Source organism: Soehngenia longivitae (assembly GCF_004684055.1).
GTDB classification, from domain to species: domain Bacteria; phylum Bacillota; class Clostridia; order Tissierellales; family Tissierellaceae; genus Soehngenia; species Soehngenia longivitae.
The window spans coordinates 282,153-303,962 of the sequence record NZ_SRIB01000001.1; the positions used below are offsets into that span (position 1 = coordinate 282,153).

A 21,810-nucleotide genomic window follows, 5' to 3' on the forward strand; every position below is an offset into this window, starting at 1 on the left:
AATATTATGAAAGGAGAGAGTGCTCCTTGTACGAATTAAATACATTTGATTCAATAAGAATTGGGTTAGCATCTCCAGAAAAAATCAGACAATGGTCTAGAGGAGAAGTAAAAAAACCCGAAACCATTAACTACAGAACGCTAAAACCAGAGAAAGAAGGACTTTTTTGTGAAAAAATATTTGGTCCAGTAAAAGACTGGGAATGCCACTGTGGGAAATACAAAAGGGTAAGGTATAAAGGTGTTATTTGCGACAGATGTGGAGTAGAGGTAACAAAGTCAAAGGTAAGAAGAGAAAGACTTGGACATATTGAATTAGCAGCTCCTGTTTCTCATATTTGGTATTTTAAAGGCATACCAAGTAGAATGGGGCTTATGTTAGATATGAGTCCTAGAGCTTTAGAAAAAGTGCTCTATTTTGCATCATACATTGTATTAGAGGCAGGAGACACCCCTTTATACGAAAAACAATTATTAACAGAAGCAGAATACAGAGAATCTTTGGAAAACTATCCAAATAAATTTAAAGCTCAAATGGGAGCAGAAGCAATAAAGTATTTGCTACAAAAAATCGACCTCGACAAAGAATCTGAAGAGCTTAGATCTCAACTTAAAGATGCAACAGGGCAGAAGAGAATCAGAATAACAAGAAGACTTGAAGTCGTTGAATCATTTAGACAATCTGGAAACAGACCAGAATGGATGATACTTGATGTCATACCAGTTATACCACCTGATTTAAGACCAATGGTTCAACTTGATGGTGGCAGATTTGCGACTTCAGACTTAAATGACTTATACAGAAGAGTTATAAATAGAAATAATAGATTAAAAAGACTTCTTGATTTAGGAGCACCTGATATAATTGTAAGAAATGAAAAAAGAATGCTTCAAGAAGCCGTAGATGCATTGATTGACAATGGCAGAAGGGGAAGACCTGTCACAGGCCCTGGAAATCGACCACTAAAATCACTTTCTGATATGCTAAAAGGAAAGCAAGGTAGATTTAGACAAAACTTACTTGGCAAAAGGGTAGATTATTCGGGAAGATCTGTTATAGTAGTAGGTCCTGAGCTCAAATTTTATCAATGTGGCCTTCCAAAGACAATGGCATTAGAGTTATTTAAACCATTTGTTATGAAAAAATTAGTTGAAGATAATTTAGCTCACAATATAAAATCAGCTAAAAGAATGGTAGAAAGAGTAAAACCTCAAGTATGGGATGTGTTGGAAGAAGTAATAAAAGACCATCCAGTTTTATTAAATCGTGCCCCTACGCTTCATAGATTAGGGATACAGGCTTTTGAACCAGTATTAGTTGAAGGTAAAGCTATAAAATTACATCCACTCGTTTGTACAGCCTACAATGCTGACTTCGATGGAGACCAAATGGCAATACACGTTCCTCTTTCACAAGAGGCACAGGCAGAAGCAAGACTTTTAATGCTTTCAACTAACAATATATTAGCACCAAAAGATGGTAAGCCAATCACAACTCCATCACAAGACATGGTATTAGGGAGTTATTACCTTACAGTCGAAAGAGATGGCGAAGAAGGTGAAGGTAAGTACTTTAAAGACTTTGATGAAATGCTTCATGCATATCAAAATGGAGATATTGGCATACATGCTAGAGTAAATGTAAGAATGAAATTAAATGATGAGGACAGAGGCAAAATAGTAAATAGCACTGTTGGAAGATTTATTTTCAATGAAAACATTCCGCAAGATTTAGGCTTTGTCGATAGATCTAAAGATAAATATTCTCTTGAAATAGATAGAGTGGTAGATAAAAAGTTTTTAGGAATTTTAGTTGATAAATGCTTTAGAAAACATGGAAATGCTGCAACTGCAGAGATGTTAGACCACATAAAGGAAATGGGGTACAAGTACTCAACCATTGGAGCTATTACGATATCTATGGGAGATGTAATAGTGCCCGATGAAAAATATGTCCTAATAAGAAAAGCTGAAGAAGAAGTAGATAAACTCGAAAGATCATATCGAAGAGGATTGATATCTGATGAAGAAAGATATGAAAGAGTAATTGAGATTTGGAATAAAACCACTGATGAAGTAACAGATGCTCTTATGAATAGTCTAGATCCGATGAACAACATCTATATTATGGCACTATCAGGAGCGAGAGGTAGCAAAAACCAAATCAGACAGTTAGCAGGGATGAGAGGGCTGATGGCAAGTGCATCAGGTAGGACAATAGAAGTTCCTATCAAATCAAACTTTAGAGAAGGACTATCCGTACTTGAATTCTTCATCTCAACACACGGCTCTAGAAAAGGGTTAGCAGATACAGCTTTAAGAACAGCTGACTCAGGTTATCTTACAAGAAGATTAGTAGATGTAAGCCAAGACATAATAGTGAGAGAAGAAGATTGTGGAACAGATCAATATCTGACAGTAAAGGCATTTATGGATGGTAAAGAAGTAATCGAAGAACTAAAAGATAGAATAGAAGGCCGCTACGCTTTTGAAGATATAATAAATCCAGAGAATGGTGAAGTAATAGTAAAAGCAAACACCATGATCACAGATGATGAAGCGGAATTCATTCAGAATATAGGCATTAAAGAAGTAAAGGTAAGATCAGTGCTCGGATGTAAGACAAAACATGGAGTTTGTTCACATTGTTATGGGAGAAATTTAGCAACTGGGAAAGAGGTAAACATTGGAGAAGCAGTAGGTATTATTGCTGCTCAATCAATAGGTGAACCTGGTACTCAACTTACCATGAGAACATTCCACACAGGAGGAGTAGCAGCTGCTGAAGATATTACACAAGGTCTACCTAGAGTCGAAGAATTATTTGAAGCTAGAAAGCCTAAAGGACTTGCGATGATTTCTGAAATCGGTGGGATAGTTTCGATAAATGAAGGTAAAAAGAAGAAAGAAATCACGATTACTTCTGAAAGCGGAGAAAAAGTAACTTATACAATCCCAAATGGAGCAAGAGTAAAAGTTAAAAATGGAGACGCAATAGAAGCTGGTGATGAAATAACTGATGGAAGTGTAAATCCACATGACATTTTGAAAATCAAAGGTGTCAAAGGAGTTCAGAATTATATAGTAAAAGAAGTTCAAAAAGTGTATAGACTTCAAGGTGTAGATATCAATGACAAACATATTGAAATGATAGTAAGGCAGATGTTATCTAAAATAAAGGTAGAAAGTTCCGGAGATACAGATATGCTGCCAGGAAGTTTAGTAAGCATAATTGAATTTGAAGAAAAAAACAGAATAGCTGAAGAAAGAGAACTTGAAAAAGCAGTAGGAAGAGTAGCTCTTCTTGGAATCACAAAAGCTTCCTTAGCAACTGATTCTTTCCTTTCAGCTGCATCCTTCCAAGAAACAACGAGAGTTTTAACTGAAGCTGCTACTAAAGGCAAAGAGGATAAATTAATCGGGTTAAAAGAGAATGTAATTATTGGGAAACTAATTCCTGCAGGCACCGGAATGAAAATTTACAACAATATTAAACTAATCGATGAAGAACAAAATGTAGTAAAAGAGTTAGAGAGCGATGAAATTCAAAAAGATGAAACTCAAATGGAAGAAAGCCTAGTATAGTAAAATATTGTTGACAGCTTAACAAGCAAATGTTAAAATTTTATAGTGGCAAAATAGCAGAAGGACTTGACATAAGATTATGTAGTCAAACTACATAATCTTATGTGTTGTTTTAAGGAGGGTCATTATGCTTCAAAGATTAAAGACTGAAGAAAAAGTCATAGGAACAAAACAAGTAAAAAGAGCTATCTCCAAAGATGAAGTAAGTTTAGTATTTATAGCAAAAGATGCCGACATAAAACTTAAGAGTGAAATAGAAAATTTATGCAAAGAGAAGAAAGTACCAATTGAGTATGTCGAGAAGATGAAAGAATTAGGAGAAGCTTGTGGTATTGATATTAATGCAGCCACCGCTGCGTTATTAAATAAAAATTAAAGGAGGTGCTTTAATGCCAACAATCAACCAACTCATTAGAAAAGAAAGGGAAAAGGTAGTTTACAAATCAAAATCACCTGCATTGGGAGTTAATTTAAACACATTAAAGAAAAAGGAAACAAAATCTAATTCTCCTCAAAAAAGAGGCGTATGTGTAGCAGTTAGAACTGTAACTCCTAAAAAACCTAACTCAGCTTTGAGAAAGGTAGCAAGGGTAAGACTTACAAATGGTTACGAAGTAGCAGCCTATATCCCTGGAATAGGACATAACTTGCAAGAGCATAGTGTTGTTCTAATAAGAGGAGGAAGAGTAAAGGACCTACCTGGTGTGAGATATCACATTGTAAGGGGTACATTAGATACTGCAGGTGTAGATAAGAGAATGCAAGGCAGATCTAAGTACGGGGCAAAGAAGCCAAAAGCTAAGAAATAACGTGCTTGAAATGCTTTATATATAGATGCATTTTAAGGCACAACGGTTAACACCGAGTACCAATGAATCTACTACATGGTTAAGGAGGGAAGAAAAGTGCCAAGAAAAGGACCAGTTTCAAAGAGAGAAGTTATGCCTGATCCAATATATGAAGATGTATTAGTAACGAAATTAATAAATGCAGTTATGTTGGATGGTAAAAAAGGGATTGCACAAAATATTGTATACAGTGCATTCGACTACATTAAAGAAAAGACAAATGAAGACCCATTAGAGGTATTTTACAGAGCTATGAACAATATCATGCCTGTGTTAGAGGTCAAAGCAAGAAGAATTGGTGGTGCAAACTATCAAGTTCCTATTGAAGTAAGACCAGACAGAAGAGAAACTCTAGGGCTAAGATGGTTAGTAAACTATTCTAGAGCTAGAGGAGAAAAAACAATGATAGAAAGACTTGCAAAAGAAATTTTAGACGCATCAAATGGCGTTGGAGCAAGTGTTAAGAAAAGAGAAGATACACATAAGATGGCTGAAGCAAACAAAGCTTTTGCTCACTATAGATGGTAGTTTATAGTTATTTATGTGGATGGGACCTAAATTTTAAAGCAAGTAAGGAGGAAAAATTGTGCCAAGACAAGTACCACTAGAGAGAACTAGAAATATCGGCATAATGGCGCATATTGATGCAGGTAAGACAACCACCACAGAGAGAATTTTATTTTATACAGGGAAAATCCACAAAATTGGCGAGACCCATGAGGGTGCAGCTCAAATGGACTGGATGGAACAAGAACAAGAAAGAGGTATCACAATAACCTCCGCAGCAACTACAGCTTTCTGGAAAGATCATAGGATCAATATTATTGATACACCAGGACACGTAGACTTTACAGTAGAGGTTGAAAGATCGTTAAGAGTATTGGATGGAGCGGTTGCTCTGTTCTGTGCAAAAGGCGGAGTTGAACCTCAATCAGAAACAGTTTGGAGACAAGCTGACAAGTATAAAGTACCAAGATTAGCTTTCGTAAATAAAATGGATATTGTTGGTGCAGACTTTTTCAGAGTAATAGAAATGATGAAGACTAGATTAAGTGCAAACCCAGTACCTGTTCAATTGCCTATCGGGAGAGAAGATAGTTTTATTGGTATAATTGATTTAATTGAAATGAATGCCAAGGTTTATCATGATGACTTAGGCCAAAATATAGAAACTATAGAAATTCCAGCCGATATGTTAGATTTAGCAAATGAATATAGAGAAAAACTGTTAGAATCAGTTTCTGAATATGATGAAGAGTTGATGATTAAATATTTAGAAGGCGAAGAGATATCAACTGAAGAAATAAAAAAAGCATTAAGAAAAGGAACACTTGCTGTAAAAGCTACTCCAGTATTATGCGGTTCTTCTTACAAAAACAAAGGCGTTCAGATACTTCTTGATGCTGTAATTGAATATTTACCTTCACCAATCGATATACCTTCAATTGTTGGAATAAATCCAGAAACTGAAGAAGAAGAAGTAAGACATCCTTCAGATGATGAACCTTTTTCAGCGTTAGCTTTCAAAATAGTATCAGACCCATTTGTTGGGAAATTAGCTTATGTCAGAGTTTATTCAGGGATATTAAAATCTGGAAGCTATGTTTTAAACACAACAAAAGGGAAAAAAGAAAGAGTTGGCCGTTTATTGATGATGCATGCTAACAAGAGAGAAGAAATAGAAGAAATCCATGCTGGAGACATTGCTGCTGTAGTTGGTTTAAAAGATACAACAACAGGGGATACATTATCAGTTGATACAAATCCTATCATACTAGAAAAAATGGAATTTCCAGAACCGGTTATTCACGTAGCTATTGAACCGAAGACCAAAGCAGGCCAAGAAAAAATGTCACAAGCTCTAGCAAAATTAGCTGAAGAAGATCCTACATTTAGAGCATATACAGATGAAGAAACAGGGCAGACAATAATAGCTGGAATGGGAGAACTTCATCTTGAAATAATCGTAGATAGACTGCTGAGAGAATTTAAAGTTGAGGCAAATGTAGGAAATCCTCAAGTTGCATATAAAGAATCTATCACAAAAACAGCTGAAGCAGAAGGTAAATACATCAGACAATCAGGCGGTAGAGGACAATACGGACATGTCAAACTCAGAGTAGAACCACAAGAACCTGGGAAAGGATATGAATTTGTAAATGCTATCGTAGGTGGAGTCATACCAAAAGAATACATTGGAGCAGTAAATAATGGAATTCAAGAAGCACTTCAATCAGGTATTTTAGGTGGATATCCAGTACTAGATGTTAAAGTGACTTTATTCGATGGATCTTATCATGAAGTTGACTCATCTGAAATGGCATTTAAGATAGCTGGTTCTATGGGAGTCAGAGAAGCAATAAGAAAAGCAGACCCAGTATTATTAGAGCCTATCATGAAAGTTGAAGTAACTGTACCAGAAGAGTACATGGGTGATGTAATTGGCGATATTAACTCTCGTAGAGGAAGAATGGAAGGAATGGAATTGGTTAACGGAGCACAAATCATCAGAGCATATGTACCTTTAGCTGAAATGTTTGGATACGCTACAATATTGAGATCCAACACTCAAGGTAGAGGAAATTATGTAATGCAATTTGATCATTATGAACCAGTTCCTAATAGCATAGCTGAAAAAATTCTAAAGAAATAATATTAGGATTAGGAGGAATAAAAAATGGCAAAGCAAAAATTTGAAAGAACAAAACCCCACGTAAACATTGGGACAATAGGACACGTAGACCATGGTAAGACTACATTAACAGCAGCAATCACATTAGTATTGAATAAAAGATACGGATCAGGTGAATTCGTAAGCTACGACAACATAGACAAAGCACCAGAAGAAAGAGAAAGAGGAATAACAATCTCAACATCACACGTAGAATATGAAACACCAAAAAGACACTATGCACACGTAGACTGTCCAGGACACGCTGACTATGTAAAGAACATGATCACAGGAGCAGCACAAATGGACGGAGCAATACTAGTAGTATCAGCAGCAGACGGACCAATGCCACAAACAAGAGAACACATACTACTATCAAGGCAAGTAGGAGTACCAAAGATAATAGTATTTTTAAACAAAGCAGACATGGTAGACGACCCTGAATTAATCGAACTAGTAGAAATGGAAGTAAGAGAACTACTAAACGAATATGAATTTGACGGAGACAACACACCAATCATAGTAGGCTCAGCACTAAAAGCGCTAGAAGATCCAGATGGGGAATGGGGAGACAAGATAATAGAATTAATGGAAGCAGTAGATGAATACATTCCACAACCAGAAAGACAAACAGACAAACCATTCCTAATGCCAGTAGAAGACGTATTCTCAATCACAGGAAGAGGAACAGTAGCAACAGGAAGAGTAGAAAGAGGAACAATCAAAGTAGGCGAAAGCGTAGAAATAGTAGGATTAACAGAAGAACCAAGAACAGTAGTAGTAACAGGGCTAGAAATGTTCAAGAAACTACTAGACGAAGCACAAGCAGGAGACAACATAGGAGTACTATTAAGAGGAGTACAAAGGAACGAAATCGAAAGAGGCCAAGTACTAGCAAAACCAAAGACAATAAAACCACACAAGAAATTTGACGCAGAAGTATATGTATTAAGCAAAGAAGAAGGCGGAAGGCACACACCATTCTTCAATGGATACAGACCACAATTTTTCTTTGGGACAACAGATGTAACAGGGAACATTCAATTGCAAGAAGGAGTAGAAATGGTAATGCCAGGAGACAACGCAAGATTTAGCATTGAGCTAATCACTCCAGTAGCAATGGAAGAAGGGCAAAGATTCGCTATAAGAGAAGGCGGAAGGACAGTAGGAGCAGGAGTTGTAACTAAGGTTTACGAATAATTGACATACTAAAAGAAGGAATATTCATTCCTTCTTTTAGTGCTGTCTATGTGTAATTTTTTTCAAATAAAAATGAAAAAAATGCTTGTAGTATGGCTATTTATAGTGTAAACTATAGTAGTGTCTAAAATTATGGCATTGCGATGAGGTAAGAGGTTGCTGCAGTTTGTGCAGGTAATTTTTACTGAGAATGTCCGGTTTCAAATCGGGCGACTTTAAGACGTTTCGATAATTAAAAAAAAGCTGGTAAACACCCGGCTAAGTTTATCGGTGTCTTAAGTCGCATGTCAAGTAAACATGCGATAGAAGGAGGGAAATCAATGGCAAACAATCAAAAAATTAGAATTAGGTTAAAAGCTTATGATCATGAACTTTTAGATTCTTCTGCTGCGAAAATTGTTGAAACAGCAAAGAGAACAGGAGCAACAGTTTCTGGGCCTATACCATTGCCTACTGAAAAGGAAATAGTTACTATCCTTAGGGCAGTGCATAAATACAAGGATTCCAGAGAACAATTTGAGCAAAGAACTCATAAAAGACTCATAGACATAATCAATCCTAACCAAAAAACAGTAGATTCACTTATGAAGCTGAATTTGCCTGCAGGTGTAGACATTGAAATAAAACTATAGAAATTTATATGATTGCTTAGGCAATCCGCTATAAAAATGGAGGTGTAATGATGAAGAACATATTAGGCAGAAAAATAGGAATGACTCAAATATTCCTTGAAAATGGAGATGTAGTTCCAGTAACAGTTATCGAAGCAGGTCCTGTATATGTAGTTCAAAAAAAGACTAAAGAAAAAGAAGGCTACAATGCAATTCAAGTTGCATTTGGAGACGTGAAAGAAAGAAGAGTCATAAAGCCAATAAAAGGACACTTCGACAAAGCAAATGTCGCATATAAAAAATATTTAAGAGAATTTAAAGTTGAAAATCCAGATGAATTTGAAATCGGCCAAGAGATCAAAGCAGATGTATTTTCAGTTGGGGATAAAGTAGATGTAACAGGAACTTCAAAAGGAAAAGGGACACAAGGTGTCATTAAGAGACATGGATTTGGAAGAGGTAGAGAATCTCACGGTTCTAAATTCCACAGAATGCCTGGAGGTATGTCGGCAGGAACTTATCCTGGAAGAGTATTCAAAGGCCATAGAATGATGGGAAGAATGGGAAATGAGAAAGTTACTGTACAAAACTTACAAGTTGTAAGAGTTGATGCAGATAAAAATTTACTTCTTATAAAAGGAGCAGTTCCAGGGCCTAAAAAAGGTTTAGTAGTAATTAAAGAAACAGTAAAGAAGTAATTTTTTCACGAAAGGAGGATTAAAATGCCTAAAGTTAATGTTTACAATATAAACGGAGAAGTAGTAGAAGAAATGGAACTTAGCGATGACATTTTCGGCATTGAGATAAATGAACACGCTGTATACGAAGTAGTAAAAAACCAATTAGCTAACAAAAGACAAGGCACTCAATCTGCTAAAACAAGAGCAGAAGTTAGAGGCGGTGGAAGAAAGCCTTGGAGACAAAAAGGAACTGGTAGGGCAAGACAAGGAAGCATTCGTTCACCACAATGGAAAGGTGGAGGAGTTGTATTTGCACCAAAGCCAAGAGATTATAGTTACAGTGTGCCAAAGAAAGTCAAAAGATTAGCTTTAAAATCAGTGCTAACTTCAAAAGTTTTAGAAAATGAAATTATTGTAGTTGATGAGTTAAACTTGAATGCTCCTAAGACTAAAGAAATGATCAATGTATTGAAAAATTTGAAAGCTGATAAAAAAGCGTTGATAGTAATAGATAAAAAGGATGAAAATGTAATATTAGCATCGAGAAACATTCCAAATGTACAAACAGCATATGTAAACACAATCAATGTTTATGACATATTAAAATACAATTCATTCATAATTACTAAAGAGGCTGTTAAAAAAGTGGAGGAGGTGTATGCATAATGCAAATTCCACACGATATAATCATAGAGCCAATAATAACTGAAAAAAGCATGGAAGATATGGAAGAAAGAAAATACACATTTGTTGTCGATAAACATGCGAATAAGTCAGAAATAAAAAAGGCCGTAGAAAATATATTTGGAGTTAAAGTGGAAAAAGTAAACACTATGAATATGCTTGGGAAAGAAAAAAGACAAGGATATACAAAGGGAAGAAGACCAAGCTGGAAAAAAGCAATAGTGAAATTAACTGAGGACTCTAAATCAATAGAATTCTTCGAAGGTATGTAATTGTAAAACTAAAAGGAGGGAAAACAAATGGGTATCAGGAAATTTAAACCTACTTCCCCTGCACTAAGACAGATGAGTGTGTCAACATTTGAAGAAATTACCAAGACTGAGCCTGAAAAGTCACTATTGGTTAGTTTAAATAGAAGCAGCGGGAGAAACGCCCAAGGTAGGATAACTATTCGACACAGAGGCGGCGGAGCAAAGAGAAAATATAGAATAATAGACTTTAAAAGAGATAAAGATGGTATTCCAGGGAAAGTAGCATCCATAGAATACGATCCAAATAGAACAGCTAACATAGCTCTTATAAATTATGCAGATGGAGAAAAAAGATACATCATCGCTCCACATAATTTAAAAGTTGGAGATGTCATTTACTCAGGTGAAGATGCAGATATAAAAGTAGGGAATTCTCTGAAGTTAAAAGACATTCCTGTTGGAACTACAGTACACAATGTAGAATTAAAACCTGGGAAAGGAGCTCAATTAGCCAGATCAGCTGGAGCTGAAGCTCAATTAATGGGTAAAGAGGGCAAATATGCTCAATTGAGATTGCCATCAGGTGAATTTAGATTAGTTCCAATTGAATGCCGAGCAACAATAGGTCAAGTAGGAAACATTGACCATGAGATTGTAACAATAGGTAAAGCTGGTAGAAAAAGACATATGGGAATAAGACCTACAGTAAGAGGATCAGCAATGAACCCAGTAGATCACCCACATGGCGGTGGAGAAGGAAGAGCACCTATAGGATTGCCATCACCAATGACACCATGGGGCAAACCAGCATTAGGATATAAGACGAGAAAGAAAAATAAAAAATCCAACCAATATATAATTAGAAGAAGGACAAAATAGGAATTTGTGAAAGGAGGAAACGAAATGGGCAGATCCTTAAAGAAAGGACCTTTCATTGATGACCACCTACTAAAAAAAGTAGAGGAACTCAATAAAACAAACGAGAAAAAAGTAATTAAGACCTGGTCTCGCAGATCTACTATATATCCTGAATTAGTCGGGCACACTATTGCTGTCCACGATGGGAGAAAGCATGTACCTGTATATATAACTGAAGATATGGTAGGGCACAAGCTTGGAGAATTTGTATTGACAAGAACATTCAGAAGCCATGTTGATAAAACAGAAAAATCATCAGGTGTAAAAAAATAAAGTGAAGGAGGTATAATCATGGAAGCTAAAGCTGTAGCCAAATATGTTAGGATTTCACCACGAAAGGTCAATTTCATTTGTGCAGAAATCAGAGGCAAGCAAGTAGACGAAGCTCTTTCAATCTTAAAATTTACACCTAAAAGAGGTGCAAGAGAATTAGAAAAAGTGTTGAAATCTGCGATAGCAAATGCCGAAAACAATTTTAACATGAACAGAGATGACCTTTATGTATATAAAGCATATGCCAACGACGGTCCAAGATTAAAAAGATATAGACCAAAAGCAAAAGGAATGGCATACCCTATATTGAAAAGGAGCAGTCACATCGGAGTCGTTATAAAAGAACGTGAGTAAAAGGAGGGGAATAGTTAATGGGTCAAAAAGTAAACCCACATGGTCTTAGAGTTGGCATTATAAAAGACTGGGATTCAAAATGGTATGCGAACGATAAGACATTTAATGAATATTTAGTAGAAGATTTCAAAATAAGAGAATATATTAAAAAAGAGCTTTACTTATCTGGAGTATCTAAGATCGAGATTGAAAGAGCAGCTAATAAAATCAAAGCTACAGTACACACTGCAAAGCCAGGTATGGTAATTGGAAAAGGCGGAGCAGGAGTTGAAGAACTTAGACAAAATTTAGAAAAAATAACAAAAAAAAGCGTAGCTGTTAATATAGAAGAAATTAAAGTGCCAGAATTAGACGCTCAATTAGTAGCTGAGAACATAGCTTCTCAATTAGAAAGAAGAGTAACATTTAGAAGAGCCATGAAACAGGCCATCCAAAGGACAATGAGAACTGGGGCATTGGGTATAAAAACTCAAGTATCAGGAAGACTTGGTGGAGCTGATATGGCTAGAACTGAAGGATATAGTGAAGGAACCATACCTCTTCAAACACTTAGAGCTGATATAGATTATGGATTTGCAGAAGCAAACACAACATATGGCAAAATCGGAGTAAAGGTTTGGATATATAAAGGAGAGGTTCTTCCTACCAAAAAGAATGAGAACAAAGAAATTGTAGAAGCGACTGAACAATAAATATCGTCGTAGGAAGGAGGAAAGTAAACATGTTAATGCCTAAAAGAGTTAAACATCGTAAAGTGCAAAGAGGCAGAATGAAAGGTACAGCAACTAGAGGAAATCAAATAACATATGGAGAATATGGACTTCAAGCATTAGAACCAGCTTGGATTACATCTAATCAAATAGAAGCTGCAAGAAGAGCAATGACAAGATATGTAAAAAGAGGCGGAAACATTTGGATTAAGATATTCCCTGATAAACCAGTAACTGAAAAACCTGCTGAAACTCGTATGGGTTCAGGAAAAGGATCACCAGAATATTGGGTAGCAGTAGTTAAACCAGGAAGAATACTTTTTGAAATGGGTGGAGTATCAGAAGAAGATGCAAGAGAAGCTATGAGACTTGCTGCTCATAAACTCCCAATTAAAACAAAGTTTGTATCACGTGAAGATACGCAAGATAAGGGTGGTGAAGCTAGTGAAAGCTAAAGAAATTCGCCAAATGTCGGATAAAGAATTAAACGCAAAATTATTAGATTTAAAATCCGAGCTATTCAATTTGAGGTTTCAAATGGCAACAGGTCAACTAGACAATCCAATGAGGATAAATTCGGTTAAGAGAGATATTGCTCGTGTAAAGACAATCGCACGTGAAAGAGAATTGTCCATAAGGAAGGAGGTTTAATCTCTAAATGGAAAGAGGAAATAGAAAAGTAAGGATAGGTACTGTAGTAAGCGACAAAATGGATAAAACAGTAGTCGTGGCTATAGAATCAATTATTACTCATCCAGTCTATAAAAAGCAAATGAGAAGAACTACAAAATTCAAAGCTCATGATGAAAACAACGAATGCAAAGTTGGAGATAAAGTACAAATAATGGAGACTAGACCACTCAGCAAGGACAAGAGATGGAGAGTCGTAGAAATCATAGAAAAAGCAAAATAAGTTATTAGGCGAAGGGAGGTATTTTGAATGATTCAAACCGAAACCCGTTTAAGAGTTGCAGATAATTCTGGAGCTAAAGAGGTTCTAGTAATTAGAGTATTAGGAGGCAACAATCAAAAGTATGGTAATATCGGGGATGTAGTAGTTTGTACTGTTAAAAGTGCAACACCTGGTGGAGTTGTTAAGAAAGGTCAAGTTGTAAAGGCTGTTATCGTTAGAACTAAAAGAGGAGTAAGAAGAGCTGACGGTTCATATATAAAATTTGATGACAATGCTGTTGTAATCATAAAAGACGATAAGAATCCAGTAGGAACTCGTATTTTTGGACCAGTAACAAGAGAATTAAGACGAGGAAATTATATGAAGATTATATCCTTGGCACCGGAAGTAATTTAAGAGGAGGTGTAGAGAGTGAACATTAAAAGCGGAGACACAGTATTAGTTATTTCAGGAAAAGACAAAGGGAAAACTGGAAAAGTGATGAGAGTTTTACCTAGAGAAAATAAAGTTATAGTTGAAGGAGTAAATATTGTAACAAGACATAAAAAACCTCAAGGCCCAACAAACCCAGGTGGCATTGTAAAATTTGAAGCACCCATAAATGCTTCAAAAGTTATGTTCTACTGTTCAAAAGATAAAAAAGGCGTTAGAATAGGACACAAATTCAATGCTGATGGGACAAAAGTAAGAGTATGTAAAAAATGCGGAGAAGTTTTAGATAAATAACAGTGAGAGGAGGTAAATAAATGACTTCCAGATTAAAAATAAAGTACATGGAAGAAGTAGTTCCTGCCATGATGGAAAGGTTCAACTACAAAAACGTTATGGAAGTACCTAAATTAGAAAAGATCGTAATAAATATGGGAATAGGAGAAGCTAGAGAAAACCCAAAAATATTGGAAGCAGCAGTAAATGAATTAGCTCAAATTACTGGGCAAAGACCTGTTGTAACCAAAGCAAAAAAGTCTATAGCTAACTTTAAAGTAAGAGAAGGCATGAATGTCGGCGCTAAGGTAACACTTAGGGGGGATAGGATGTACGACTTTTTAGATAAATTTATGAATATATCCCTACCTAGAGTAAGAGACTTTAGAGGCGTAAGTGATACATCTTTTGACGGAAGAGGAAACTATGCGATTGGTGTAAAAGAGCAACTTATATTCCCAGAAATAGAATACGATAAAGTAGAATCTATAAGAGGTATGGATATCATTATCGTAACAAGTGCCAAGACAGATGAGGAAGCAAAAGTGTTCTTGGAAATGATGGGTATGCCTTTTAGAAAGTAAAAAGGAGGGAAATAATTTGGCTAAGAAATCGATGATTGCTAAACAACAAAGAAAGCAAAAGTTTAGCACACGTGAATATAATAGATGCAAGATTTGTGGAAGACCTCATGCTTATTTGAGAAAATATGGTGTTTGTCGTATATGTTTCAGAGAATTGGCATACAGTGGACAAATTCCAGGTGTAAAAAAAGCTAGTTGGTAAAACTAACGTTTGAAAGGAGGTAACAACTATGATGACAGATCCAATCGCAGATATGCTAACGAGAATCAGAAATGCAAACAGCGCAAAGCACGATTCTGTAGATATACCAGCGTCAAAAATAAAAAAAGAAATCGCAAGGATTCTCCTAGATGAAGGATTCATAAAGGGATTTGATGTTATAGACGATGGGAAACAAGGAATCATTAGAGTAGATTTAAAATACGGAAAAAATGGTGAGAAAACCATCAGTGGAATAAAGAGAATTTCTAAGCCAGGACTTAAAGTATATGCAAAAAGTGAGGAATTACCTAGAGTACTTGGCGGATTGGGAATAGCAATCATATCTACATCAAAAGGAATAATGACAGATCGTCAAGCTAGAAAAGAAAATGTAGGCGGGGAAGTAATCTGCTACATTTGGTAATAAATATTTATTTGAATAGGAGGTGCACTCATGTCAAGAATTGGGTTGAAGCCTATCAATATACCAAGTGGAGTAGAAATAAAAATATCTGATAAGAACTTGGTAGAAGTAAAAGGCCCAAAAGGAATATTAACAGAACAAATTAATCCAGATATGGAAATAAAAATAGATAATGGAGTATTGACTGTATCCAGACCATCTGATTTAAAGAGACATAAATCATTACATGGACTCTCAAGGACTTTAATAGCAAATATGATAACAGGAGTTACAGAGGGCTTTGAGAAGAGCTTGGATATAGTTGGAACAGGTTATAGAGCTGCAAAACAGGGGAATAAATTGGTTCTAACTCTAGGATACTCACATCCAATTGAATTAATTGATCCAGATGGAATAACAATAGAAGTACCAGCACCAAATAAAATCATCGTAAAAGGAATTGACAAACAAAAGGTTGGGAACTATGCAGCTAAAATTAGAGAATTAAGAAGCCCAGAGCCATACAAAGGCAAGGGTATTAAATATTCAAACGAAGTTGTCAGACGCAAGGTCGGCAAAACTGGTAAGTAGAAAGGAGTGAACGAATTTGCTAAAGAAAATAGATAAAAATGAAAAGAGAAAAGTTAGACATACTAGAGTAAGGCAAAAAATTAAAGGCACTCCTGTGAAGCCAAGATTGAATGTTTATAGAAGCTCAAATCATATATATGCTCAGATTATAGATGATGTAAACGGACATACTTTAGCACAAGCTTCTACATTAGAAAAAGATTTAAATTTGAGTTCTACTAAAAACAAAGAAGCTGCCAAAGTTATTGGACAAACTATTGCTAAGAGAGCAATAGAAAAAGGCATAGCAGAAGTTGTCTTTGATAGAAGTGGATATATTTATCATGGGAGAATAAAAGAGCTTGCTGATGGAGCAAGAGAAGCAGGCCTTAAGTTCTAATAGAAGGAGGGGAATTAATGGAACGTTCATTTATAGATGCAAGCGAATTAGATTTACAAGAAAGAGTTGTCAGTATAAATCGTGTTACGAAAGTTGTAAAGGGCGGTAGAAACTTTAGATTTAGTGCACTTGTAGTAGTAGGAGATGGAAATGGGCACGTAGGAGTAGGAATGGCTAAAGCTTTGGAAGTACCTGAAGCCATCAGAAAAGCTGTACAAGATGCTAAAAAACATATCATTGAAGTACCTCTAGTTGGAACAACAATACCTCATGAAATAACTGGAGTATTTGGAGCAGGCAGAGTACTTTTAAAACCATCTAAAGAAGGTACAGGAGTTATTGCAGGGGGATCAGTTCGTGCAGTATGCGAATTGGCTGGAATAAAAGACATTAGGACAAAATCTCTTGGAACAAATAACCCTAGAAACGTAGTCAATGCTACAATGCAAGCTCTAAGCTCATTAAAAAGAGCTGAAGATGTTGCAAGAGCAAGAGGGAAAACAGTAGAAGAATTATTCAGTTAGGGGGAGAAAAATGGCTACAATTAAAGTTAAGCTTATTAAGAGTCCCGTTGGGAAACCTGAAAGCCAAAGAAAAGTTGTAGAAGCACTTGGATTCAGGAAAGTTAACCAAGTTATTGAAAAAAATGATACCCCTCAAATAAGAGGTATGATTAATAAAATTAACTTCATGGTTGAAATAATAGACTAGTAAAGGAGGTGTGCTAATTGAAGCTAAACAACATTAGACCAAATGCTGGAGGAGGCTCTGTAGATAAGAAAAGATTAGGCAGAGGAATAGGATCAGGGCTTGGCAAAACTTCCGGCAAAGGTCATAAAGGGCAAAATGCAAGATCAGGAGGTGGAGTTAGACCAGGTTTTGAAGGTGGGCAAATGCCGCTATTTAGAAGAACTCCAAAGAGAGGTTTTACGAATATTTTTGCCAAAGAATATGCTATTGTAAATTTATCAGATTTAAATAAATTTGAAGAAAACACCGTCGTTACTCCAGAAACTCTATTAGAAGAAGGAATTGTCAAATTGAATAAAGACAAAGTGGGAATAAAAGTTCTTGGTGACGGAGAATTAAATGTTAAGCTTACGGTTAAAGCTCATAAATTTAGCAAATCTGCTGCTGAGAAGATCGAAGCTTGCGGAGGAAAGGTAGAGGTGATCTAGATGCTTACTACCTTAAGAGATGCATGGAAGATACCTGAACTCAGAAAAAAAATGATATTCACCATGCTGATGCTAGGAGTTGTAAGATTAGGAGCAGCAATACCTGTTCCTTTTATGAACAAAGAGATAATCAGATCTATATTTAGTTCAAATCAAGGAAGCATCTTACAATTTTTAGACATGATGGCAGGTGGAACATTTAGCGACTTTAGTATCTTTGCTGCAAATATATATCCATATATTACAGCATCTATCATCATTCAACTTCTTACAATTGCAATTCCTAGATTAGAAGAATTAGCAAAAGAAGGCGAAGAAGGTAGAAAGAAGATAAATAGAATTACTAGGTACAGTTCAGTATTGCTTGCAATCATCACAGCATCGGGATACACATTTGGCTTATTCAGATCCGCACTTGAGACAACAAATCCTTTGCAAAATGTAATAGTTATATTATCTATGGTTGCAGGAACAACATTTTTGATGTGGATTGGCGAATTGATCACAGAAAAAGGAATCGGCAATGGTATTTCGTTACTAATATTCATAGGGATAATCGCAAAATTGCCATCTGATTTCATAGCCAAAATAAGATTAGTACAAGTTGGACAAGTTAGCGTTATCTCAATAATTATATATTTAGTGATTATGTTATTGACAGTAGCTTTTGTAGTGGCTCTTCAAGAAGGAGAAAGGAAGATTCCAGTACAATATGCTAAAAGAGTAGTAGGAAGAAAAATGTATGGTGGACAAAATACTCATATACCAATTAAAGTATTGATGGCTGGAGTAATCCCGGTAATATTTGCATCATCATTGTTATCACTACCACAAACAGTTTCACTGTTCTGGAGTGGTGGAGTTTCTAGTTGGATAACTAAATACTTGACACCTCAAGGTACAGTAGGTTTGATAATATATTTGATATTAAACGTCATATTGATTATATTCTTTACTTACTTCTACACAGCTATTCAATTCAACACTGTTGAATACTCAAAGAATTTACAACAGCACGGAGGATTTATCCCGGGGATTAGACCTGGAAAACCAACATCAGATTATTTGCAAAAAGTTGTAAACAGAATCACCCTTGTAGGAGGAGTATCACTAGCAATACTTGCATCACTTCCAATTCTTATATCGAGGATAATGGGAATGCAAGTTAACTTTAGTGGAACAGCAGTAATAATCGTTGTAGGTGTAGTTCTTGAGACTGTAAAACAAATCGAATCTCAAATGTTAATGAGACACTATAAAGGTTTCTTAAAATAATTATTTAGGAGATGATGAAATGAGGCTAATATTGTTGGGGCCGCCAGGAGCTGGGAAAGGAACACAGGCATCGGCGATTGTAAAAAGGTACAATATCCCCCACATATCAACTGGAGATATATTTAGATTGAATATAAAGGAAAACACACCACTTGGCAAAGAGGTAAAATCGTATCTAGACGCTGGGATACTTGTTCCAGATGAGCTAGTTGTAGACATTGTTAAAGATAGGCTAAAGAAAAGCGACTGCGCAAATGGCTTTATATTGGATGGCTACCCAAGAACCATTAATCAAGCTGAAGTATTGGATAAAGAATTAGCTAAAATGGGGATTGAACTTGATGCAGTGATAAATATATTTCTAGACGTACAGCTTCTAATCGAAAGAGCAGTTGGAAGGAGACTCTGTAAGAATTGTGGCGCTACTTACCATATAAAGTTTCATCCTCCTAAACAAGATGGAATATGCGATATATGTGGCAGAGAACTTTATCAAAGAGATGATGACAAAGAAGAAACAGTTAAAAAGAGGATAGAAGTCTATTTGACTCAAACAAAACCTTTGATTGAATACTATAAAGATAAAGACATTCTAGTTAACATTGATGGAGCACAGTCTATTGAGGATACTTTTAATGAAATAATAAACGCTTTGGAAAAATAAAGAGGTGAAAACTATAATGGATTCCACTGATGACTTATCCATCGGGCAGGTGGTTAAGTCAAGAGCTGGGCGAGATAAAGGAAGAATTTTCGTTGTTTTGGACATAATAGATAAAGAATATGTATATGTGGTAGACGGAGATTTAAGAAAATTAGATAACCCAAAAAAGAAAAAAGTAAAGCACTTAGTTGTCTATAATACAGTATTGCAAGAATTCAAAAACAAGATTGATAATAATATAAGAATAAATAATTCATATGTAAGAAAAATCTTAGAACCTTTCAATAAGAGTTTCTAAATAGATAGAACAGGAGGTTCGAAATCCGATGGCTAAAAAAGATGTTATAGAAGTTGAAGGCACAGTAGTAGATGCACTTCCAAATGCCATTTTTAAAGTGAGACTAGATAACGGACATGAAATTTTAGCTCATATTTCTGGGAAATTAAGAATGAACTACATTAGAATTCTTCCTGGAGATAAAGTTACCGTAGAGTTATCACCATACGATCTAACTAAGGGCAGGATTACTTGGAGAAACAAGTAGCATAGGAGGGATAATATGAAAGTAAGACCATCCGTTAAAAAGATGTGCGAAAAATGTAAAATCATCAAAAGAAATGGGAAAGTAATGGTTATCTGTGAAAACCCAAAACACAAACAAAGACAAGGTTAATATTTAAATAGGAGGTGTACCAAATTTATGGCCAGAATTGCAGGCGTTGACTTACCAAGAGATAAAAGGGTAGAGATCGGTTTAACATATATTTATGGTATCGGCAGACCAAGAGCCAATGAAATTCTTAAAAAGGCAAATGTAGATCCAGACACTAGAGTAAAAGACTTGACAGAATCTGAAATTGCAAATTTAAGAGCAGCCATAGACACTTATAGAGTAGAAGGCGATCTGAGAAGAGAAGTAGCTATGAATATCAAGAGATTAAAAGACATTAATTGCTATAGAGGAATCAGACACAAAAGAGGGCTTCCAGTAAGAGGTCAAAGGACAAAGACAAATGCAAGGACTAGAAAAGGTCCTAAGAAATTAGCTACTAAGAACAAGTAGGAAAAGGAGGGAAGCAAGTTGGCACCAAAAAAAGGTAAAACAACACGTATAAAGAGAAGAGAACGTAAAAACATAGAAAGAGGGCAAGCTCATATATCCTCTACTTTTAATAATACAATGGTAACATTGACAGATATGCAAGGGAATGTAATTTCATGGGCCTCAGCAGGTCAATTAGGTTTTAGAGGTTCAAGAAAGTCAACTCCTTTTGCTGCTCAAGAAGCTGCAGAAGAAGCAGCAAAAAAAGCTATGGAACATGGACTAAAGACAGTAGAAGTATATGTTAAGGGACCTGGCTCAGGTAGAGAAGCAGCTATAAGATCACTTCAAGCTTCAGGACTTGAAGTAAGCTTAATAAAAGATGTAACTCCAATTCCTCACAATGGTTGCAGGCCACCTAAGAGAAGAAGAGTATAACAGGAGGTGTACAAATAGATGTCAAGATATACAGGACCAAGCTGCAGACTTTGCCGAAGAGAAGGCACAAAACTATATTTAAAAGGGGACAGATGCTACAGCGACAAATGTGCTTTAAATAAAAGAAACTTTGCACCAGGACAACATGGGAAAAGTAGAAAAAAGACAACTGAATATGGTATGCAGCTTAGAGAAAAACAAAAAGTACGTAGATTTTATGGTTTAACAGAATCACAAATGAGAATGTACTTCGATAAAGCAGATAAGATGAAAGGAATAACTGGGGAGAACCTACTCAGATTGTTAGAGTTAAGACTAGACAATGTTGTATATAGAATGGGATTTGCTTCATCAAGAGCAGAAGCAAGACAATTAGTAACTCATGGTCATTTCCTTCTAAATGGTAGAAAAGCAGATATTCCATCTCTCATAACAAATGTTGGAGATACAATAGAAGTAAAAGAAAAAAGTAAATCAAGTGATAAATTCAAAGCATTAATGGAAAACAGAGCTGGAAATACTGTTCCATGGGTAGATGTAGACGTTGAAAAAATGAGAGGTACTATTGTAACTCAACCTTCTAGAGAAGACATAGATCTTCCTGTAGAAGAACACTTAATTGTTGAGTTATATTCAAAATAATAATTGCAA

Annotated in this window: 35 protein-coding genes; all 35 read left to right on the forward strand. The window is 35.7% G+C overall.

What is annotated here, in order from left to right; genetic code table 11:
* Positions 1–26 precede the first annotated feature (26 nt).
* Positions 27–3,584 carry a DNA-directed RNA polymerase subunit beta' gene (gene rpoC, locus E4100_RS01365; RefSeq protein WP_135270077.1) on the forward strand — a complete coding sequence of 1,186 codons (3,558 nt, stop codon included), beginning with the start codon at positions 27–29 and terminating at the stop codon, positions 3,582–3,584.
* A 127-nt stretch (positions 3,585–3,711) separates the two neighbouring features.
* Positions 3,712–3,960, forward strand: a complete 249-nt coding sequence (locus E4100_RS01370; RefSeq protein ID WP_135270079.1) for a ribosomal L7Ae/L30e/S12e/Gadd45 family protein — start codon at positions 3,712–3,714, stop codon at positions 3,958–3,960.
* A gap of 13 nt (positions 3,961–3,973) precedes the next feature.
* Positions 3,974–4,393 (forward strand): 30S ribosomal protein S12, encoded by a 420-nt coding sequence (gene rpsL, locus E4100_RS01375; RefSeq protein WP_135270080.1) that lies wholly within the window; start codon positions 3,974–3,976, stop codon positions 4,391–4,393.
* Between the two features lie 96 nt (positions 4,394–4,489).
* On the forward strand, positions 4,490–4,960 hold the full coding sequence (gene rpsG, locus E4100_RS01380) for a 30S ribosomal protein S7 (RefSeq protein ID WP_135270082.1): 471 nt from the start codon (positions 4,490–4,492) through the stop codon (positions 4,958–4,960).
* Between the two features lie 58 nt (positions 4,961–5,018).
* Complete coding sequence (fusA, locus tag E4100_RS01385; RefSeq protein ID WP_135270084.1) at positions 5,019–7,085, forward strand: elongation factor G; 2,067 nt, start codon at positions 5,019–5,021, stop codon at positions 7,083–7,085.
* A 24-nt stretch (positions 7,086–7,109) separates the two neighbouring features.
* Positions 7,110–8,303, forward strand: a complete 1,194-nt coding sequence (tuf, locus tag E4100_RS01390; protein ID WP_135270060.1) for an elongation factor Tu — start codon at positions 7,110–7,112, stop codon at positions 8,301–8,303.
* Positions 8,304–8,623: 320 nt separating this feature from the next.
* Positions 8,624–8,935, forward strand: coding sequence for a 30S ribosomal protein S10 (gene rpsJ, locus E4100_RS01395; RefSeq protein ID WP_135270086.1), 312 nt, complete (start codon positions 8,624–8,626; stop codon positions 8,933–8,935).
* Positions 8,936–8,985: 50 nt separating this feature from the next.
* Positions 8,986–9,612, forward strand: coding sequence for a 50S ribosomal protein L3 (rplC, locus tag E4100_RS01400; RefSeq protein WP_135270088.1), 627 nt, complete (start codon positions 8,986–8,988; stop codon positions 9,610–9,612).
* Positions 9,613–9,636: 24 nt separating this feature from the next.
* Positions 9,637–10,260, forward strand: coding sequence for a 50S ribosomal protein L4 (gene rplD / locus E4100_RS01405; protein ID WP_135270090.1), 624 nt, complete (start codon positions 9,637–9,639; stop codon positions 10,258–10,260).
* Positions 10,260–10,550 carry a 50S ribosomal protein L23 gene (gene rplW / locus E4100_RS01410; protein WP_135270091.1) on the forward strand — a complete coding sequence of 97 codons (291 nt, stop codon included), beginning with the start codon at positions 10,260–10,262 and terminating at the stop codon, positions 10,548–10,550. Before rplD ends, rplW begins: the two co-directional genes overlap by 1 nt.
* A 27-nt stretch (positions 10,551–10,577) precedes the next feature.
* Positions 10,578–11,408 (forward strand): 50S ribosomal protein L2, encoded by an 831-nt coding sequence (gene rplB / locus E4100_RS01415; protein ID WP_135270093.1) that lies wholly within the window; start codon positions 10,578–10,580, stop codon positions 11,406–11,408.
* 24 nt (positions 11,409–11,432) lie between these two features.
* Positions 11,433–11,720 carry a 30S ribosomal protein S19 gene (rpsS, locus tag E4100_RS01420; RefSeq protein ID WP_135270095.1) on the forward strand — a complete coding sequence of 96 codons (288 nt, stop codon included), beginning with the start codon at positions 11,433–11,435 and terminating at the stop codon, positions 11,718–11,720.
* Positions 11,721–11,738: 18 nt separating this feature from the next.
* A complete protein-coding gene (gene rplV, locus E4100_RS01425) occupies positions 11,739–12,074 on the forward strand; it encodes a 50S ribosomal protein L22 (RefSeq protein WP_135270097.1) in 336 nt (111 codons plus the stop codon).
* 17 nt (positions 12,075–12,091) lie between these two features.
* On the forward strand, positions 12,092–12,766 hold the full coding sequence (rpsC, locus tag E4100_RS01430) for a 30S ribosomal protein S3 (protein ID WP_135270098.1): 675 nt from the start codon (positions 12,092–12,094) through the stop codon (positions 12,764–12,766).
* A gap of 29 nt (positions 12,767–12,795) precedes the next feature.
* Complete coding sequence (gene rplP / locus E4100_RS01435) at positions 12,796–13,239, forward strand: 50S ribosomal protein L16 (RefSeq protein WP_135270100.1); 444 nt, start codon at positions 12,796–12,798, stop codon at positions 13,237–13,239.
* Entirely contained in the window at positions 13,229–13,435 is a 207-nt protein-coding gene (rpmC, locus tag E4100_RS01440) for a 50S ribosomal protein L29 (RefSeq protein ID WP_135270102.1), read from the forward strand. The genes rplP and rpmC overlap by 11 nt, the downstream gene beginning before the upstream one ends.
* A gap of 7 nt (positions 13,436–13,442) precedes the next feature.
* Positions 13,443–13,697, forward strand: a complete 255-nt coding sequence (gene rpsQ, locus E4100_RS01445) for a 30S ribosomal protein S17 (protein WP_135270103.1) — start codon at positions 13,443–13,445, stop codon at positions 13,695–13,697.
* Positions 13,698–13,724: 27 nt separating this feature from the next.
* Positions 13,725–14,093, forward strand: a complete 369-nt coding sequence (gene rplN / locus E4100_RS01450; RefSeq protein WP_135270105.1) for a 50S ribosomal protein L14 — start codon at positions 13,725–13,727, stop codon at positions 14,091–14,093.
* A gap of 15 nt (positions 14,094–14,108) precedes the next feature.
* Entirely contained in the window at positions 14,109–14,423 is a 315-nt protein-coding gene (gene rplX / locus E4100_RS01455; protein ID WP_135270107.1) for a 50S ribosomal protein L24, read from the forward strand.
* 20 nt (positions 14,424–14,443) lie between these two features.
* Complete coding sequence (gene rplE / locus E4100_RS01460; protein WP_135270109.1) at positions 14,444–14,986, forward strand: 50S ribosomal protein L5; 543 nt, start codon at positions 14,444–14,446, stop codon at positions 14,984–14,986.
* 16 nt (positions 14,987–15,002) lie between these two features.
* Positions 15,003–15,188, forward strand: a complete 186-nt coding sequence (locus E4100_RS01465; protein ID WP_135270111.1) for a type Z 30S ribosomal protein S14 — start codon at positions 15,003–15,005, stop codon at positions 15,186–15,188.
* 28 nt (positions 15,189–15,216) lie between these two features.
* Entirely contained in the window at positions 15,217–15,612 is a 396-nt protein-coding gene (rpsH, locus tag E4100_RS01470) for a 30S ribosomal protein S8 (protein WP_135270113.1), read from the forward strand.
* 30 nt (positions 15,613–15,642) lie between these two features.
* Positions 15,643–16,182: a 50S ribosomal protein L6 gene (rplF, locus tag E4100_RS01475; protein ID WP_135270115.1), complete on the forward strand. Its 540-nt coding sequence runs from the start codon at positions 15,643–15,645 to the stop codon at positions 16,180–16,182.
* 16 nt (positions 16,183–16,198) lie between these two features.
* Positions 16,199–16,561, forward strand: a complete 363-nt coding sequence (gene rplR / locus E4100_RS01480; RefSeq protein WP_135270117.1) for a 50S ribosomal protein L18 — start codon at positions 16,199–16,201, stop codon at positions 16,559–16,561.
* A 17-nt stretch (positions 16,562–16,578) separates the two neighbouring features.
* Entirely contained in the window at positions 16,579–17,085 is a 507-nt protein-coding gene (gene rpsE / locus E4100_RS01485; RefSeq protein ID WP_135270119.1) for a 30S ribosomal protein S5, read from the forward strand.
* Between the two features lie 10 nt (positions 17,086–17,095).
* Complete coding sequence (rpmD, locus tag E4100_RS01490) at positions 17,096–17,272, forward strand: 50S ribosomal protein L30 (protein ID WP_135270121.1); 177 nt, start codon at positions 17,096–17,098, stop codon at positions 17,270–17,272.
* A gap of 17 nt (positions 17,273–17,289) precedes the next feature.
* Complete coding sequence (gene rplO / locus E4100_RS01495) at positions 17,290–17,739, forward strand: 50S ribosomal protein L15 (protein WP_135270123.1); 450 nt, start codon at positions 17,290–17,292, stop codon at positions 17,737–17,739.
* Positions 17,740–19,014 carry a preprotein translocase subunit SecY gene (secY, locus tag E4100_RS01500; RefSeq protein ID WP_135270124.1) on the forward strand — a complete coding sequence of 425 codons (1,275 nt, stop codon included), beginning with the start codon at positions 17,740–17,742 and terminating at the stop codon, positions 19,012–19,014.
* 19 nt (positions 19,015–19,033) lie between these two features.
* Entirely contained in the window at positions 19,034–19,678 is a 645-nt protein-coding gene (locus E4100_RS01505) for an adenylate kinase (protein WP_135270126.1), read from the forward strand.
* Between the two features lie 16 nt (positions 19,679–19,694).
* Positions 19,695–19,976, forward strand: coding sequence for a KOW domain-containing RNA-binding protein (locus tag E4100_RS01510; RefSeq protein ID WP_135270127.1), 282 nt, complete (start codon positions 19,695–19,697; stop codon positions 19,974–19,976).
* A gap of 28 nt (positions 19,977–20,004) precedes the next feature.
* A complete protein-coding gene (infA, locus tag E4100_RS01515; protein ID WP_135270129.1) occupies positions 20,005–20,223 on the forward strand; it encodes a translation initiation factor IF-1 in 219 nt (72 codons plus the stop codon).
* Between the two features lie 15 nt (positions 20,224–20,238).
* Positions 20,239–20,352 (forward strand): 50S ribosomal protein L36, encoded by a 114-nt coding sequence (rpmJ, locus tag E4100_RS01520; protein ID WP_010244353.1) that lies wholly within the window; start codon positions 20,239–20,241, stop codon positions 20,350–20,352.
* 27 nt (positions 20,353–20,379) lie between these two features.
* Positions 20,380–20,742 carry a 30S ribosomal protein S13 gene (rpsM, locus tag E4100_RS01525; protein ID WP_135270131.1) on the forward strand — a complete coding sequence of 121 codons (363 nt, stop codon included), beginning with the start codon at positions 20,380–20,382 and terminating at the stop codon, positions 20,740–20,742.
* A gap of 18 nt (positions 20,743–20,760) precedes the next feature.
* Complete coding sequence (gene rpsK / locus E4100_RS01530; RefSeq protein WP_135270133.1) at positions 20,761–21,159, forward strand: 30S ribosomal protein S11; 399 nt, start codon at positions 20,761–20,763, stop codon at positions 21,157–21,159.
* Between the two features lie 18 nt (positions 21,160–21,177).
* On the forward strand, positions 21,178–21,801 hold the full coding sequence (gene rpsD / locus E4100_RS01535; RefSeq protein ID WP_135270135.1) for a 30S ribosomal protein S4: 624 nt from the start codon (positions 21,178–21,180) through the stop codon (positions 21,799–21,801).
* Positions 21,802–21,810: the final 9 nt, after the last annotated feature.